Genomic DNA, 14,100 nt, shown 5'->3' with positions numbered 1-14,100 from the left:
GGTCGGCACGGCCGCGCGGCACAGCGCCGCGGACCGCTCGCCCGTGGCGGTGGCGTCGCGCTGGAGCTCGGCCTCGATCTCGGCCTCGCCCAGCGCGCCGCCCGAGACGAGCGCGTGGAGGAGCGTCCAGCGCAGGTCGGTGTCGACCGTAAGGCCCTCGGGCACCGCCGAGCCGTCCAGGATGCTCCCCAGCAGGGCCAGGTCCTCGTCCGAGGTGGCCACGGGCGCGAACGCCTGCAGGAAGGCGAGCTGGTGGTCCGAACCCGGCTCGGCCGCCGCGAGCAGCGACCTGAGCTCCCGGGCGAGCAGCGCGAGGCCCTCCGCCCGCCGGCGTGGGTCCGCGTACTGCTGCACGGCCAGCCGCGCCTGCCGCAGCACCGCCTGCAGGACCGTGATGTCCTTGACCGTGCCGGCGCCCGAGACGACCAGGCTGACGTAGTCGCGGGTGGACATCTCGCCGTCACGCGTCATGTCCCAGGCCGCCGACCAGCACAGGGCGCGCGGCAGGGACTCGGTGAAGGCGGCGATGCCGCCGTCGACCAGCGTGCGCAGCGACCGCTCGTCCAGACGGATCTTGGCGTAGGTCAGGTCGTCGTCGTTGATCAGCACCAGGTCGGGCTGCTCCTCGCCGACCAGCCCGGGCACGGCGGTGCGCGCGCCCACGACGTCCAGCTCGACCCGCTTGGTACGCGCCAGCACGCCGTCGGCCAGCGAGTAGAGGCCGATGGCGACACGGTGCGAGCGCAGCGTCGGGTAGTCGGCCGGCGCCTCCTGCAACACCTCGAAGCTCTCGAAGCGGCCGTCGGCCGACACCGTGAACGACGGGCGCAGCGTGTTGACCCAGGCGGTCTCCAGCCACTCCTTCGACCAGGACGACAGGTCGCGCCCCGAGGTCCGCTCCAGCGCGTTGAGCAGGTCCTTCAGCTCGGTGTTGCCCCAGGCGTGCTCGTTGAAGTAGTCGCGCACGCCCGCCAGGAAGTTGTCCAGGCCGACGTAGGCGACGAGCTGCTTGAGCACGGAGGCGCCCTTGGCGTACGTGATGCCGTCGAAGTTGACCTCGACCGCCTGCATGTCGGGGATGTCGGCGGCGATCGGGTGGGTGGAGGGAAGCTGGTCCTGGCGGTAGGCCCAGGACTTCTCCACGTTCGCGAACGTGGTCCACGCCCCCTTGCCCCAGCGGGTGGCCTCGGCCTGCGCCAGCACGGACATGTAGGTGGCGAACGACTCGTTCAGCCACAGGTCGTCCCACCAGCGCATGGTGACGAGGTCGCCGAACCACATGTGCGCCATCTCGTGCAGGATGGTCTCGGCCCGGCGCTCCACCACGGCGTCGGTGACCCGGGAGCGGAAGACGTAGTCCTCCAGGAAGGTCACGCAGCCGGCGTTCTCCATCGCGCCCGCGTTGAACTCGGGCACGAACAGCTGGTCGTACTTGCCGAACGGGTAGCGGACGCCGAACACCTCGTGGAAGAAGTCGAAGCCCTGCCGGGTGACCTCGAAGATGTTGTCGGCGTCGAGGTGCTCGGCCAGCGAGGTGCGGCAGTAGATGCCCAGCGGGATGCCGTCGTGCTCGGAGGTGACCTTGTGGTACGGCCCGGCCACCAGCGCGGTGATGTACGTGGACATGACGGGCGTGGGCGGGAACTCCCACCGCCTGGCCGCCACGACGGCCCCGTGCCTGCCGCCCGCCCCGCCCAGGTCCGCCACCGAGGAGGCGGCCGCGTTGGACACCACCTCCCAGTCGGACGGGGCCAGCACGGTCAGCTTGAAGGTGGCCTTGAGGTCGGGCTGGTCGAAGCAGGCGTACATGCGGTGGGCGTCGGCCGTCTCGAACTGGCTGTGCAGGTAGACCTTCTTGTCCACCGGGTCGACGAAACGGTGCAGGCCCTCGCCGGTGCGCATGTAGCTGCAGTCGGCGTCGACGCGCAGCTCGTTGGACTCGGCCAGCGACGGGAGCGGGAAGCGGCCCGTGCCGGCGTCGTAGGCCGAGACGTCGAGGTTCTCGCCGTTGAGCGTCACCTTGCGCACGCGGGCGCCGTGCAGGTCGATGAAGGTGGACGCCCCCGGGCGGGTGCTGGCGAAGCGGACGGTGGTGACGCTCTCGAAGCGCTCCTCGCCTTCCGTCAGATCGAGCTGGACGTCGTACGACTCGACCTTCAGCAGCTTGGCCCGCTCGCGAGCCTCATCCCGGGTCAGGTTGCCTGCCAAGTTCTGCTCCTTTTCCACCACTTCGTCGGGGTCGTCGGTATCCTGCCACGCTCGGAATAGGACACGGACCCACCCAGGTTATGACGCGACATGACTGAGAAGACCCCTGTCGATCTGTGGTTCGATCCTTTCTGCCCCTTCGCCTGGGTCACTTCACGATGGCTCCTCGAAGTGGAAAAGGTACGGTCGATCGAGCCCCGCTGGCACGTCATGAGCCTGACCCTGCTCAACGAGGGCCGGAAGGACGTCTCCGACGACTACCGCCGGCGCCACGCCAGGGCCATCGAACTCGTCAGGGTCGTCGTCGCGGCCCAGCAGAAGTACGGCGACCACGTCGTCGGCCCCCTCTACACCGAGCTGGGCACCCGCCTGCACAACGAGGGCATGCGCAAGCGCCCCGACCGGCTGCGCGAGACCGCGGAGCGGGCGCTCGAAGCCGCGGGCCTCGACCTGAAGCTCGCCGACGCCATGGAGTCGGAGGAGTACGACGAGGTGGTCCGCGCCTCCCACGACGCGGGCATGTCCCTCGTCGGCCTCGAGGTCGGCACGCCCGTTGTCCGGGCCGGCGCCAACGCCTTCTTCGGCCCGGTCATCACCCGCGTCCCGCGCGGCGACGAGGCGGGCCGCATGTGGGACGGCGTGCTCCTGGTGACCGCGTTCGAGGACTTCTTCGAGCTGAAGCGCTCCCGGACCCGCGAGCCCCGGTTCGACTGAACGCGTCGACTGAAGTCGACTGAACACGTCGGCAACGCGTCGGCCGAACGGATCGGCTGAACGGATCGGCGAAGATCTGCGACAACGCACCTCTTTTCCGCGCGCATGACCGTACTCTGCTGGGAGCACTTCTTCGCTGACGTCGGTGAGTCATGCGCCCGGTCTCGCTTTGTGATGGCGGGCGCGCGAGGATGGGGGCCATGCGCAGGCTGTACATCGGCGGACACTGGACCGCCTCGGTCTCGGGTGAGGCGATCGACGTCGTCAACCCGGCCACGGAGGAGATCATCGACAGGGTGCCCGCGGGCGCCCCCGACGACGTGGAGGCCGCCGTGCTGGCGGCGCGCGGAGCCTTCCCCTCCTGGTCCGCCACCGATCCGGCCGAACGCGCCAAGCTCCTGTCCGCCGCGGCCCAACTCATCGAGGAGCGCGCCGACGACATCGCCAGGACGATCTCGACCGACATGGGCGCGCCCATCGGGTTCGCGCGCAAGGTGCAGACGCTGATGCCCGCCGGGGTGCTCGCCTCCTACGCCCGGCTGGCCGAGAGCCACCCGCGAGAGTCGCGCACCGGCAACTCCCTCCTCCTCAAGGAGCCGGTCGGCGTGGTCGCCGCGATCACGCCGTGGAACTACCCGCTCCACCAGATCATCTGCAAGGTGGCGCCGGCCCTCGCCGCCGGCTGCACGGTCGTGCTCAAGCCGAGCGAGGTGGCGCCGCTCGCCGCGTACGCGCTGGCGGACGTCCTGCACGAGATCGGCCTGCCCCCGGGCGTGTTCAACCTGGTCAGCGGGCGTGGCCCGGTGGTCGGCGAGGCGATGGCCGCGCACCCGGAGGTCGACATGATCTCCTTCACCGGCTCGACGGCCGCGGGCCGCAGGGTGGCCTCGCTCGCCGTGGAGACGGTCAAGCGGGTCGCGCTGGAGCTGGGCGGCAAGTCCGCCAACATCATCCTGCCCGACGCCGACCTCGGCGTGGCCGTCAAGGCGGGCGTCGCCAACTGCTTCATCAACGCCGGCCAGACCTGCTCGGCCTGGACGCGCATGATCGTCCACCGAGACCAGTACGACGAGGCCGTCCGCCTGTCCGTCGAGGCCGCGCGCGGCTACACCGTCGGCGACCCGTTCGACGAGACCACCCGGATCGGACCGCTCGTCTCCGCCGCCCAGCGCGACCGCGTCGTGCGCTACGTCAACCGGGGCCAGGAGGAGGGCGCCCGCCTGGTGGCGGGCGGCACCGATCGGCCCCACGAGCGCGGCTACTACGTGGAGCCGACGGTCTTCGCCGGGGTGGAGCCGGGGATGACGATCGAGCAGGAGGAGATCTTCGGCCCGGTCCTGTCGATCATCCCCTACATCAGCGAGGACCAGGCGGTGCGCATCGCCGACGGCACCCGCTACGGCCTCTCGGGCGCCGTCTGGGCCGGCACCGACGAACGCGCGGTCGCCGTCGCCCGCCGCCTCCGCACCGGCCAGGTCATGATCAACGGCGGCAGGTTCAACCCCGCCGCCCCCTTCGGCGGCTACAAGCAGTCGGGCATCGGCCGCGAGCTGGGCGAGCACGGCCTCGAGGAGTACCTGGAGGTCAAGGCGCTGCAGCTCTAGCATCCAGCGCGCGGCAGGGCCGTACCCGGACGATCACCCGCCCCGGCGCGCCGCTACGCCTTGAGCATGATCTTGCGTGCTTCGTTCTTGGGCAGCCGGTCGAGGTACAGCCTGCCGTCGAGGTGGTCGGTCTCGTGCTGGAAGCAGCGCGCCAGCGAGCCGCGGGCGCGCAGCCGCAGCGGGCGGCCGAGCCGGTCGAAGCCCTCGACCGTCACCCCGGAGGCGCGGGCGACCGGCGCGTAGAGGGGCAGGCCGCTCTGCCGGTCGGGCACCGACAGGCACCCCTCCTCGTCGAGGACCTCCTCCTCGTCGTCCACGGTGAGCACCGGGTTGACCACGTGGCCCTTGCGACCGCCGATGTCGTAGACGAACAGCCGCCGCGAGACGCCGACCTGCGGACCGGCCAGGCCCACCCCGTTGACCGCGTACATCGCCTGGAACATCTCGTCGATGAGGCGGCGCAGCTCCCGGTCGAAGCCCTCCACCGGCTCGGCGGGCGTGCGCAGGACCGGCTCGCCGATCACGCGGATCTCTCGCATGGGTGCTCTACTCCGTAAGGACTGGCGAACAAGTGGAGTCCTTACTCTAGCCAGCGCGCGGCCGGTCTGGACCCCTCCGGCGGGCGCTGTGGAAGACTGGGCGCGTGCGCGTCTACATCGGTGCCGACCATGCCGGCTATGAGCTGAAGAACCATCTGGTGTCCTGGCTGAAGGACCACGGCCACGAGGTGACCGACTGCGGTCCCTTCGTCTACGACGCCGAGGACGACTATCCGGCGTTCTGCCTGCGCGCGGCCGAGGGCGTCGCCGGTGACCCGGGCAGCCTGGGCGTGGTCATCGGCGGTTCGGGCAACGGCGAGCAGATCTCCGCCAACAAGGTGCGCGGCATCCGCGCCGCCCTGGCGTGGAACGAGGACACGGCCCGGCTCGCCCGCGAGCACAACAACGCCAACGTGGTCAGCGTCGGCGCCCGCATGCACTCCACCGAGGAGGCGACCAGGTTCGTCGAGGTCTTCCTGACCACGCCGTTCTCCGGCGCCGAGCGCCACAGCCGCCGCATCGCGCAGGTGTCGGCCTACGAGACGATCGGCCAGCTCCCCTCACTGCCCGGCTGAGCGATCGACGGGCCGCTCAGGTGCGGCGTCTCGGCTCGCGCCTGGGCGTCTCGTCGCGCAGAGGCCGCCTGTCGGCGGCCTCCTGCTGCTCCTTCGACGGTCTCGACACGTCACGGGCCCGCATCGCGACGATCGCCGTGATCTGCATACTCTGCAGCGCCATACCGCGAGGCTACGTCAGAACGCCGATCGCCGCGCCGGAACCCGGGCGCCGCCGTCACAACGCCGGCCGCCGGGCTGGAACGCCGGCCGCCGCGTGGGAACGCCGGCCCCGCCTCAGAACACCAGCCCGGCCCACGGCTTCGGGTGCCACGACATGGCCGTGGCCAGCGCCCGCACCGCGCCCGGAGAGTGCTCGCGCAGCAGCCCCGCGTCCAGCCTCGTCGCGAGCAGCCCGTCGCCGAGGTAGGCCGAGCCGAGCGCCGAGACCGGCAGCGACACGTCGGGCTCGTCGTCGACCGGCTTGCACTCCGCGCCCGCAGGGTCGGCCGTGAGCCTCCAGCGGCGCGCGTTCCACGGGCACACCTCGTCCTCGACATCGATCACCACGTCCACGGGCGCGGAGTAGGAGCGCGACGTCAGCGCCCTGTCCACCTCAACCAGGCGCACCCACAGCTCGTCGGACCAGCCGGCGCGCAGCCGCCGCGGGTCGGCCAGCAGCGCGAGGACCGGGTCGTCCACCGGCCTGCCGCCCGCCTCCACCCGCGAGACCAGGTCGCGGTCCAGCAGGCTGCGCCACAGCAGCGCGTACGCGGCCGGGTCGGCGGCCTCCAGCTCCTTCAGCCTCAGCTCGCCGTCGGGCAGCCCGTCGTCGTCCCAGGACGCCTTGATCCGGAACAGCGCGTAGCCGCGCACGCCCCGGTCGTCCTCGGCGACCATCGAGCGCAGCTGCCCGGCGCCCTCGTGGTCGGGCTCCTCGTCGGCCAGCACGCTGTCCCAGACACCCTTGCTTCGCAGGTAGCGCCCCGGTCGCAGGGGAGCCACGGACGCGAACAGCCGCTCGTAGTCGCCGCGTGCCTCGGCGGGCCTGACGACCCTCAGCCGCAGCGACGGGTCCCGCGGCGCGTCCGCCACGAAGTCCGTGCCCCTCGTCCCGACGCGGAACGACAGCTGGGCGGCCGCGCCGCCGTACCCGTAGCGGCCGTAGATCGCGGCCTCGGAGGCGTACAGGGCGGCGACGCTCTCACCGCGCTCGCGCACGTCGGCGAGCTGCCTGCGCATCAGCGCCGACAGGACGCCGCGGCGGCGGTGGGAGGGCAGGACGCTGACGGCCGTCACGCCCGCGACAGGGAGCTGCCCGCCGGGGACCGTCATGGTGAGGCTGAAGACGGAGGTGACACCCGCGATCGTGTCGCCGTCGAAAGCGGCGAGCGTCCGGTCGAACTCCGTCACCGCCTTGAAACGTGCCAGCTGGTCAGGGTGGGGGGTCCAGCCGAATCCCTCGCTGAGCACGTCTGCGAACGACTGCCACTCGGCCTCGGCGATCGGGCGGATGGTATGGCTCATCCGTCCACGGTAGGAGCGGGCAAAGGGGGACGGCCACCGAATATCCGTGCTTAATGATCAAGGTATTGGTCAAGTGGGATGCCCAAAGGTGTGCCAGACCGATACAGTCAGGCGCATCATGACTTCCCGTCCGGCGCCGCTGATCCCGCCACGGCTCCGCGCGCTTCTCGTGCGGGTGCCGCTGCTGGTGACCGCCGTGCGGTTTCTCCGCAGAGGGCTCCTGGCCCGCGACCGCAACCTGACGGTCACGCTGATCATACTGACCCTCCTGGTGGGCGTGCTCGCCGCGCGGGTGTCGACCGAGTGGTTCTCGCCGTCGCTGCTCATCCTCATCACCCTCGTGGGCGGCCTCCAGCTGCGGCTGAGCAGCCTGGCCAAGCTGCTCACGGCGGTCGCCGTGGCGCTCGGCTACATCGCGTTCACCCTGGGCGCGGGCGGCATCGGCGTCGGGCTCATGGTGACGATCGGCTTCACGACCGTGCTGGCGGCGCTCATGGCCCGCACCCGCGGCAAGCTCGGCGTGCAGGGGCTGCGCGGCGACGCCATGCTGCTGGAGCTGCGCGACCGGCTCAAGAGCCAGGGCGAGCTGCCGCCGCTGCCCAAGGACTGGGGCGCGCGGGTGGTGCTCAAGCAGGCGGGCGGCTCCTCGTTCGGCGGCGACTTCCTGGTCTCCATGCGCGACGGCGACCGGGTGGACGTCGCCCTGGTCGACGTGTCCGGCAAGGGCGTCGACGCGGGCACCAGGGCGCTGATGCTGTCGGGCACGTTCGGCGGCCTGCTCGGCTCCACCGACGACTTCCTGCCGGCCTGCAACACCTACCTCCACCGGCAGCGCGGCGACGAGGGCTTCGTGACCGCCGTGCACGTCCGGCTCGACCTGGCCAGCGGCGACTACACGATCACGTCGGCCGGTCACCCGCCCGTGGTGAAGTTCGACGCGGGCACCGGGAGCTGGCAGGTCGCCTCGGCCAAGGGCGTCGTCCTCGGTGTCGTCCCCGACCTGCACTGCGAGCCCGACAGCGGCACCCTGCGCAAGGGCGACGCGCTGCTGCTCTACACCGACGGGCTGATCGAGCAGCCGGGCCGCGACATCGACGCCGGGCTCGACAAGCTGCTGGGGGAGGCGGAGCGGCTGCTGCCGTCCGGGTTCCGCGACGGGGCGCGGGCACTGGTCAACGCCATGGCGTCCGGGCACAACGACGACTGCGCGCTGGTGCTCGTCTGGCGCCCCTGACGGCGCTGCGAGGCCCTTCCGATGTCAGCCGTTACGAACCACACGGGTCGGACCGTGCGCCGATCACACACGAATGGTGAACACGGTCACTGGCCCGCCCACCGGACCCCTGAGATGCTCTTGTCGGCTCGCCCATGACCCGGGCCCCGGCGGAGCGGCGCGGCTTCTTCCGGGGTCCGGCTTCTGGAGCCCAGCCCCATACGACGGGGCGCCGCGGTCACAGCCAGCCGGAGTCGCTGGCGATCCGTACGGCGTCGATGCGGTTGCGCGCCCCGGTCTTGCACATGATCCGCGACAGGTGGTTGCGCACGGTGCCCACCGACAGGAAGAGCTGGTCGGCGATCTCCGTGGACCGGGCCCCCTCGGCCGCGATCCGCAGCACGTCCAGCTCCCGCCGGGTCAGCGGGTTGGCGGCCGACTGCAGGGCCGCGACCGCCAGCTCCGAGTCGACCGCGCGGCGCCCGGCCGCGACCTGCCGCAGGCCCTCGGCCAGTTGCTCGGGGGCGATGTCGAGGCTCATGAAGCCGAGCGCGTGCGCCGCCAGCGCCCGGCGTACCTGGCCGGGGTTGGGCTGGGCGGACAGGATCAGCGCCCGGCACCCCGGCGCGTGCTCCCGCAGCCGCGCGACGGCCGGCACGCCACCCGTGCCGGGCAGGTCCAGGTCGACGACCGCGGTGTCGGCCCGGCAGGCCAGCGCCGCCGGAACGAGGTCGGCGGCGTCACCCACCTCGGCCACGACGCGCAGGTCGGGCTCCGCGTCGAGGGAGGCGACAAGGCCCCGCCGTACGAGCGGCAGGTGCTCGGCGACCAGGATCCGGATCAAGGCGCTCCCTTCTCTCATGCCCCAGGGTGATCGTGTGATCGCGTACTGTCAACGCAGTCTGTCGATTCCGCAAAGCGGGCGCAAGCCGTTCAGGTGTGGAGAGTTCGACTAGTCTTGAGGGCTGTCAGGACCTTCCGCTTACCCTGGAGCGCGCCTCTATGGATTGGCTGTACGTCGCGGGGTTGGTCATCTTCCTCATCGGGCTGATGGCGTCCATCGCACTGCACGAGCTCGGCCACCTGGTGCCCGCCAAGCGCTTCGGGGTCAGGGTGACCCAGTACATGGTGGGCTTCGGTCCGACGGCGTGGTCCATCCGCCGGGGCGAGACCGAATACGGCATCAAGTGGATCCCGCTGGGCGGCTACATCAGGATGATCGGCATGCTGCCGCCGCGCCCGGGCGACGATCCCACGAAGCTCCGCGGCGCCTCCACCGGCCCGTTCCAGGGACTCATCGACGCCGCCCGGCAGGCGGCGCTCGAGGAGGTGCGGCCGGGCGACGAGGAACGCGTCTTCTACCGCAAGAAGTGGTGGCAGAAGATCATCGTCATGTCCGGCGGCCCGCTGATGAACTTCGTGCTGGCGTTCGTGTTCTTCTCGATCCTGCTGGTCGGCATCGGCGTGCCCACGCTCGCCCCGATCGTCTCCCCGCAGACCAACACCTGCGTCATCCCGGTCGCGGAGAAGCGCGCCGACTGCAGGCCCGGCGACCAGCCCACTCCGGCGGCCAAGGCCGGCATGAAGCCGGGCGACAGGATCGTCTCGTTCAACGGCCGGCCGATCGCCTCATGGGAGGACGCCACCCGCCTGATCCGCGCGCACGGTCCCGGCGCCGCCCAGATCGGAGTCGTCCGCGACGGCAAGCCTCTGACGCTCCCCGCCACGCTCATCGCCCAGGACCGGCCCAAGCCCGACGACCCGGCCATCATCGAGAAGAACGTCGGCTTCCTCGGCGTCCTGCCGACCGAGGTCATACAGCGGCAGAGCATGGGGCAGGTCGTCGGCTACATGGGCGAGCTCACCGGCAGGGTGGCCCTGTCCCTGTTCCACCTGCCGGAGAAGATGGTCGGCGTCTGGAACGCCGCCTTCTCCGGCGCCGAACGCGACCCCGAGGGCCCGGTGGGCATCGTGGGCGCGGGCCGCATGGGCGGCGAGATCCTCGCCTCTGACCTGACCGGCGAGAAGAAGATCATTTTCTTCGTGAACCTGCTGGCCGGCTTCAACCTGGCCATCGGCATGTTCAACCTCATCCCGCTGCTCCCGCTCGACGGCGGCCACATCGCCGGCGGCCTATGGGAGGGGATCAAGCGGGCCTATGCCAAGATCATGCGACGGCCCGAGCCCGGCTACGTCGACATCGCCAAGGTGCTGCCGCTCACGTACGCGCTGGCCATCATGATGATCATCATGGCCGGCCTCCTGCTCTACGCGGACCTGTTCAACCCGCTCCGGCTCACCGGCTGACGCCTCCGACTGAAGTCCCGGCCGGCGATGTCAGCTCGTTCGCCCTCGACATCGGTGTGGACACCACGGTCGGGCATACCGGAAGCCGACCTCCGCGGCCATGGTGACCCTCAGTACATCGAGATGTGCACGTGATCGAAGTGGTTCTCGGTGATGCTGCCCCGGTCGCCCATCGGGTTCCAGCCGGACCCGTGGTTGATGCGCTGCTTCCAGATCACGTACTTGACGCCCAGCTTGGCCTTGTTCTCCACGGCCCAGGCCGCGATGCGGTCGCCCAGCACCTGGTTGACCGTGGCCGGCATGGTGCCACCTGAGCTGAGCATGAAGTCGCAGGCCCTGCCGAGGGGGTGTTCGCCGCTCGAACCCGAGCGGAAGCAGCCGACCGTGAACGGCAGCGCGAAGTTCTTCTTGATCAGCTCGCGCATGGCCCGGGTGCGAGGCGTGATGTGGTCGTCGCCCGAGGGGAGCTGGGGCGCCCAGCTGCCGTCCGAACGGCGGCCCGAGCTGACGGGCACGAGGTCCTGGAGCTTCTTCTCGATGTCCTTGATGACGTCCTGGGCCTCGTCGCGCTGCCCTTCCACGGCGGCCGTGTCGGCGCGGATCTGGGCCGCGAGCGCGGCGGTCTCGTCGGCGGCCTTCTTCTTCTCGTCCCGGATGGCGGTGACGCTGTTCACGACCGCCTGCTGCTCGGTGATCAGCTGCTCCAGCACAGCGCTGCCGACGCCGGTGAGGGGGAGCATGAAGGTGGGCAACGAGGCGCCGCCGCCCTGGTAGCCCATCTGGACGATCTCGGCGACCCGCTTCTCGGCGACCGCCAGCGCCTGCTCGGCGGTCGCGAGCCGCTCGGTGGCCGCCTGCGACGCCTTCCGCGCCTCGGCCAGCTCGACCCGCTTGAGGTTGTACTTCTCGATGAGCCCGTCGACTCTGGTGTTCAGGTTCTTCAGCTCGGTACGGAGCCGGGACTCGTCGGGTTTCGGCGCGGCCGTCGCGGGGGCCGGGATGGAGACCACGGCGGCGGCGATGACGAGACCGACGGCAAGACGCGCGGGGGACGCAGCCGCCACGTAGGAATTCCTCTCCCTCCTGCCGACCGGGTTAGCTGACGGGTTCGGGAGGGGAGTCGCTTCCCTACCACGGACGTGGATTCACCCCAGGTGCTTGGGTCCCCGGCTCCCGGGCGACGCGCCCAGGATTAGGCGTTGGCGCACCGGCCTTTCGGCCGGTGCAAAAGGGACAGTAACAGTAAATCGCAAGTCATGCGAGTCCAAGTAGAAACCAATTAGTGATCTACCTGTGATCGAAGCATGCGGGCCGCCTCTTCCGGCGGCACGTCGTTGACGAACGCGCCCATCGCCGACTCCGACCCTGCCAGGTACTTCAGCTTCCCGGGCGCGCGCCTGATGCTGAACAGCTCCAGGTGAAGATAGCCCAGATCACGCCCTTCGCGCACCGGCGCCTGGTGCCAAGCCGACACGTACGGCATGATCACCCCGAACAGGCCGTCGAACGCCCGCAGCACCGAGGTGTAGAGCGGGGCGAAGGCCGCGCGTTCCTCCTCCGACAGCGCCGCGAGGTCGGGCGCCTGCCGGTGCGGGTAGATGTGCACCTCGAACGGCCAGCGGGCCGCGGCGGGCACGAACGCGGTCCAGAGCTCGTTGGCGGCCACCACCCGCGTGCCGGCGGCGCGCTCGGCCGCCAGCACGTCGGCGAAGAGGTTGCGGCCCGCGTGCCTGGCGGCGTGCCGGGAGGCGGCGCCGAGCTGTGTCCTGGTCCGGGGGGTCACGTAGGGGTAGGCGTAGATCTGCCCGTGCGGGTGGGTCAGGGTGATGCCGATCTCCTCGCCGCGGTTCTCGAAGCAGAACACCTGCTCCACGCCCTCGATCGCGGACAGCTCCGCCGTACGGTCGGCCCAGGCGTCCATCACGAGCTCCACCTGGGCGTCGGAGAGCATCGCGAACGACGATGAGTGGTCGGAGGTGAAGCACACCACCTCGCAGCGCCCCACTCCCGGCCGCACCTCGCTCAGACCCCCCACCTCGGCGTACGTACCGAAATTCCGGGAGAAGGAGGGGAAGCGGTTCTCGAAGACCACGACGTCGTAGTCGTGCGCCGGGATCTCCGACGCCCGCGTGCCGGACGACGGGCAGAGCGGGCACTCGTCGGCCGGAGGCATGAACGTGCGCGTCTGCCTGTGCCCCGCCACCGCGATCCACTCCTCGGTCAGCGGGTCGTAGCGCAGCTCCGAGGCCGGGGGTGGAGGGTCGAGCGGCCGCCGGTCGATCGCACTCCGGTCGGCGTCGTCGCGCCGATCGAAGTAGATCAGCTCCCGGCCGTCGGCCAGGTGGGTGATGGTGCGCTTCACGGCGACCCCTCCGCGATGATCAGCTCGCCGGCCCTCTCGGCCAGTTCGGTACGTGCTTCCTCGGCCAGTCCGTCGTCACTGATGACCACGTCGGCCTCGGTCAGTTCGGCGATCGTGCTGATGCCGACCGTGTTCCATTTCGTGTGGTCGGCCGGGACTACCAGGCGGCGTGCCGCTGCCACGAGCTCCCTGTCGGTCTCCGACTCCAGCAGGTTGGGCGTGGTGAACCCGGCCCGCACGCTCATCCCGTGCACGCCGAGGAAGAGCGTGTCGACGTGCAGGCGGCGGATCGCGGCGACCGCGACCGGGCCGACGAGGGCGTCCGAAGGGGTGCGGACGCCGCCGGTGAGCACCACCGTGCGGTCGGCGCGCGGGTTGCGGTGGAAGACGTCGGCGACGGGCATCGAATTGGTGATCACCGTCAGCTCGGGCACGGCGACCAGGTGGTGGGCCAGCACCCACGTGGTGGTGCCGGCCGAGAGCGCCACGGCGGTGCCCGGCCGTACGAGCTCGGCGGCGCGGCGCGCGATGGCCTCCTTCTCCGGCTGCTGGCGGGCCGACTTGGCGGTGAACCCCGGCTCCTCGGTGGACCCGGGACCGAGAGCCGTCGCGCCGCCGTGCACCTTGGCGAGCAGGCCGCGCTCGGCGAGGACTTCGAGGTCGCGGCGGATCGTCATGTCGGACACGCCGAGCTCGCGCACGAGCTCCGCCACCCGGACGCCGCCGTTGCTGCGCACGCGTTCGAGGATCGCCTGCTGCCGCTGCTGTGCCAGCACGCCCCCACTCCTTCCAACAGATTCCACCAAATTATGACACGCTCATGTTGGGGAATGTTAGGTCGCGCGGCCCACTTGTCTCGTCGGCGCGGACGAGAGACCTTTGGAAGGAACCTCGGAAGGAAGCTTGGAAGGACAGGGGAACGCAGGCCGTACCTCGGACATCACAGCGAGGAGATCCCATGGCAAGGCGCGCACGCAAGGGTAGGGCACGCAAGAAGAAGAAGGCCAACCACGGCAAGCGCCCCACGGCGCGCTGACGGCGCCGGGAGGCGGCGCCGACGGCGACCGGGCCG

General features: G+C 70.7%; 14 protein-coding genes and 1 riboswitch. Of the genes, 6 read left to right on the top strand and 8 right to left on the bottom strand.

The features are described 5' to 3' along the window. Positions 1 to 2,208: aminopeptidase N (gene pepN / locus DQW85_RS11160; protein WP_113700272.1), on the bottom strand; the 2,208-nt coding region annotated here is incomplete at its 3' end. A 90-nt stretch (positions 2,209 to 2,298) separates the two neighbouring features. Between pepN and DQW85_RS11155 the strand changes: the two genes are divergently transcribed. Together DQW85_RS11155 and DQW85_RS11150 are read left to right on the top strand one after the other, a co-directional pair. Then, positions 2,299 to 2,922 (top strand): mycothiol-dependent nitroreductase Rv2466c family protein, encoded by a 624-nt coding sequence (locus DQW85_RS11155; protein WP_113700271.1) that lies wholly within the window; start codon positions 2,299 to 2,301, stop codon positions 2,920 to 2,922. Positions 2,923 to 3,122: 200 nt separating this feature from the next. Beyond that, the gene (locus DQW85_RS11150) at positions 3,123 to 4,526 is read left to right on the top strand and encodes an aldehyde dehydrogenase family protein (RefSeq protein ID WP_113700270.1); all 1,404 of its coding nucleotides are present in this window, start codon (positions 3,123 to 3,125) and stop codon (positions 4,524 to 4,526) included. A 53-nt stretch (positions 4,527 to 4,579) separates the two neighbouring features. Here DQW85_RS11150 and def read toward each other — a convergent pair whose 3' ends face one another. After that, the gene (gene def, locus DQW85_RS11145; RefSeq protein WP_113700269.1) at positions 4,580 to 5,065 is read right to left on the bottom strand and encodes a peptide deformylase; all 486 of its coding nucleotides are present in this window, start codon (positions 5,063 to 5,065) and stop codon (positions 4,580 to 4,582) included. A 104-nt stretch (positions 5,066 to 5,169) separates the two neighbouring features. Between def and DQW85_RS11140 the strand changes: the two genes are divergently transcribed. Continuing rightward, a complete protein-coding gene (locus tag DQW85_RS11140; RefSeq protein ID WP_113700268.1) occupies positions 5,170 to 5,640 on the top strand; it encodes a ribose-5-phosphate isomerase in 471 nt (156 codons plus the stop codon). A 16-nt stretch (positions 5,641 to 5,656) separates the two neighbouring features. Here DQW85_RS11140 and DQW85_RS44390 read toward each other — a convergent pair whose 3' ends face one another. Together DQW85_RS44390 and DQW85_RS11135 are read right to left on the bottom strand one after the other, a co-directional pair. Then, the gene (locus tag DQW85_RS44390; RefSeq protein WP_162794896.1) at positions 5,657 to 5,803 is read right to left on the bottom strand and encodes a hypothetical protein; all 147 of its coding nucleotides are present in this window, start codon (positions 5,801 to 5,803) and stop codon (positions 5,657 to 5,659) included. A 113-nt stretch (positions 5,804 to 5,916) separates the two neighbouring features. Continuing rightward, entirely contained in the window at positions 5,917 to 7,146 is a 1,230-nt protein-coding gene (locus tag DQW85_RS11135) for a GNAT family N-acetyltransferase (protein ID WP_113700267.1), read from the bottom strand. A 118-nt stretch (positions 7,147 to 7,264) separates the two neighbouring features. Between DQW85_RS11135 and DQW85_RS11130 the strand changes: the two genes are divergently transcribed. Beyond that, positions 7,265 to 8,380, top strand: a complete 1,116-nt coding sequence (locus tag DQW85_RS11130) for a PP2C family protein-serine/threonine phosphatase (RefSeq protein WP_113700266.1) — start codon at positions 7,265 to 7,267, stop codon at positions 8,378 to 8,380. 217 nt (positions 8,381 to 8,597) lie between these two features. Here DQW85_RS11130 and DQW85_RS11125 read toward each other — a convergent pair whose 3' ends face one another. Further along, on the bottom strand, positions 8,598 to 9,203 hold the full coding sequence (locus DQW85_RS11125; RefSeq protein ID WP_113700265.1) for a response regulator transcription factor: 606 nt from the start codon (positions 9,201 to 9,203) through the stop codon (positions 8,598 to 8,600). Positions 9,204 to 9,361: 158 nt separating this feature from the next. Between DQW85_RS11125 and DQW85_RS11120 the strand changes: the two genes are divergently transcribed. After that, positions 9,362 to 10,666: a M50 family metallopeptidase gene (locus DQW85_RS11120; RefSeq protein ID WP_113700264.1), complete on the top strand. Its 1,305-nt coding sequence runs from the start codon at positions 9,362 to 9,364 to the stop codon at positions 10,664 to 10,666. Positions 10,667 to 10,776: 110 nt separating this feature from the next. Here the strand turns inward: DQW85_RS11120 and DQW85_RS11115 are convergent, their stop codons facing one another. The 3 genes from DQW85_RS11115 to DQW85_RS11105 form a co-directional block, all read right to left on the bottom strand. Then, the gene (locus DQW85_RS11115; protein ID WP_113700263.1) at positions 10,777 to 11,730 is read right to left on the bottom strand and encodes a coiled-coil domain-containing protein; all 954 of its coding nucleotides are present in this window, start codon (positions 11,728 to 11,730) and stop codon (positions 10,777 to 10,779) included. A gap of 5 nt (positions 11,731 to 11,735) precedes the next feature. Next, positions 11,736 to 11,875, bottom strand: a riboswitch (cyclic di-AMP (ydaO/yuaA leader). Between the two features lie 70 nt (positions 11,876 to 11,945). Next, positions 11,946 to 13,028 carry a galactose-1-phosphate uridylyltransferase gene (gene galT / locus DQW85_RS11110; RefSeq protein ID WP_113700262.1) on the bottom strand — a complete coding sequence of 361 codons (1,083 nt, stop codon included), beginning with the start codon at positions 13,026 to 13,028 and terminating at the stop codon, positions 11,946 to 11,948. Beyond that, positions 13,025 to 13,804: a DeoR/GlpR family DNA-binding transcription regulator gene (locus DQW85_RS11105; protein ID WP_113700261.1), complete on the bottom strand. Its 780-nt coding sequence runs from the start codon at positions 13,802 to 13,804 to the stop codon at positions 13,025 to 13,027. The genes galT and DQW85_RS11105 overlap by 4 nt, the downstream gene beginning before the upstream one ends. Positions 13,805 to 13,986: 182 nt before the next feature. Between DQW85_RS11105 and DQW85_RS48170 the strand changes: the two genes are divergently transcribed. Further along, on the top strand, positions 13,987 to 14,064 hold the full coding sequence (locus DQW85_RS48170; protein ID WP_372513659.1) for a 50S ribosomal protein bL37: 78 nt from the start codon (positions 13,987 to 13,989) through the stop codon (positions 14,062 to 14,064). Positions 14,065 to 14,100 lie beyond the last annotated feature (36 nt).

It is taken from the genome of Nonomuraea lactucae (assembly GCF_003313395.1).
GTDB classification, from domain to species: domain Bacteria; phylum Actinomycetota; class Actinomycetes; order Streptosporangiales; family Streptosporangiaceae; genus Nonomuraea; species Nonomuraea lactucae.
This window is presented reverse-complemented; position numbering and strand designations above follow the sequence as displayed.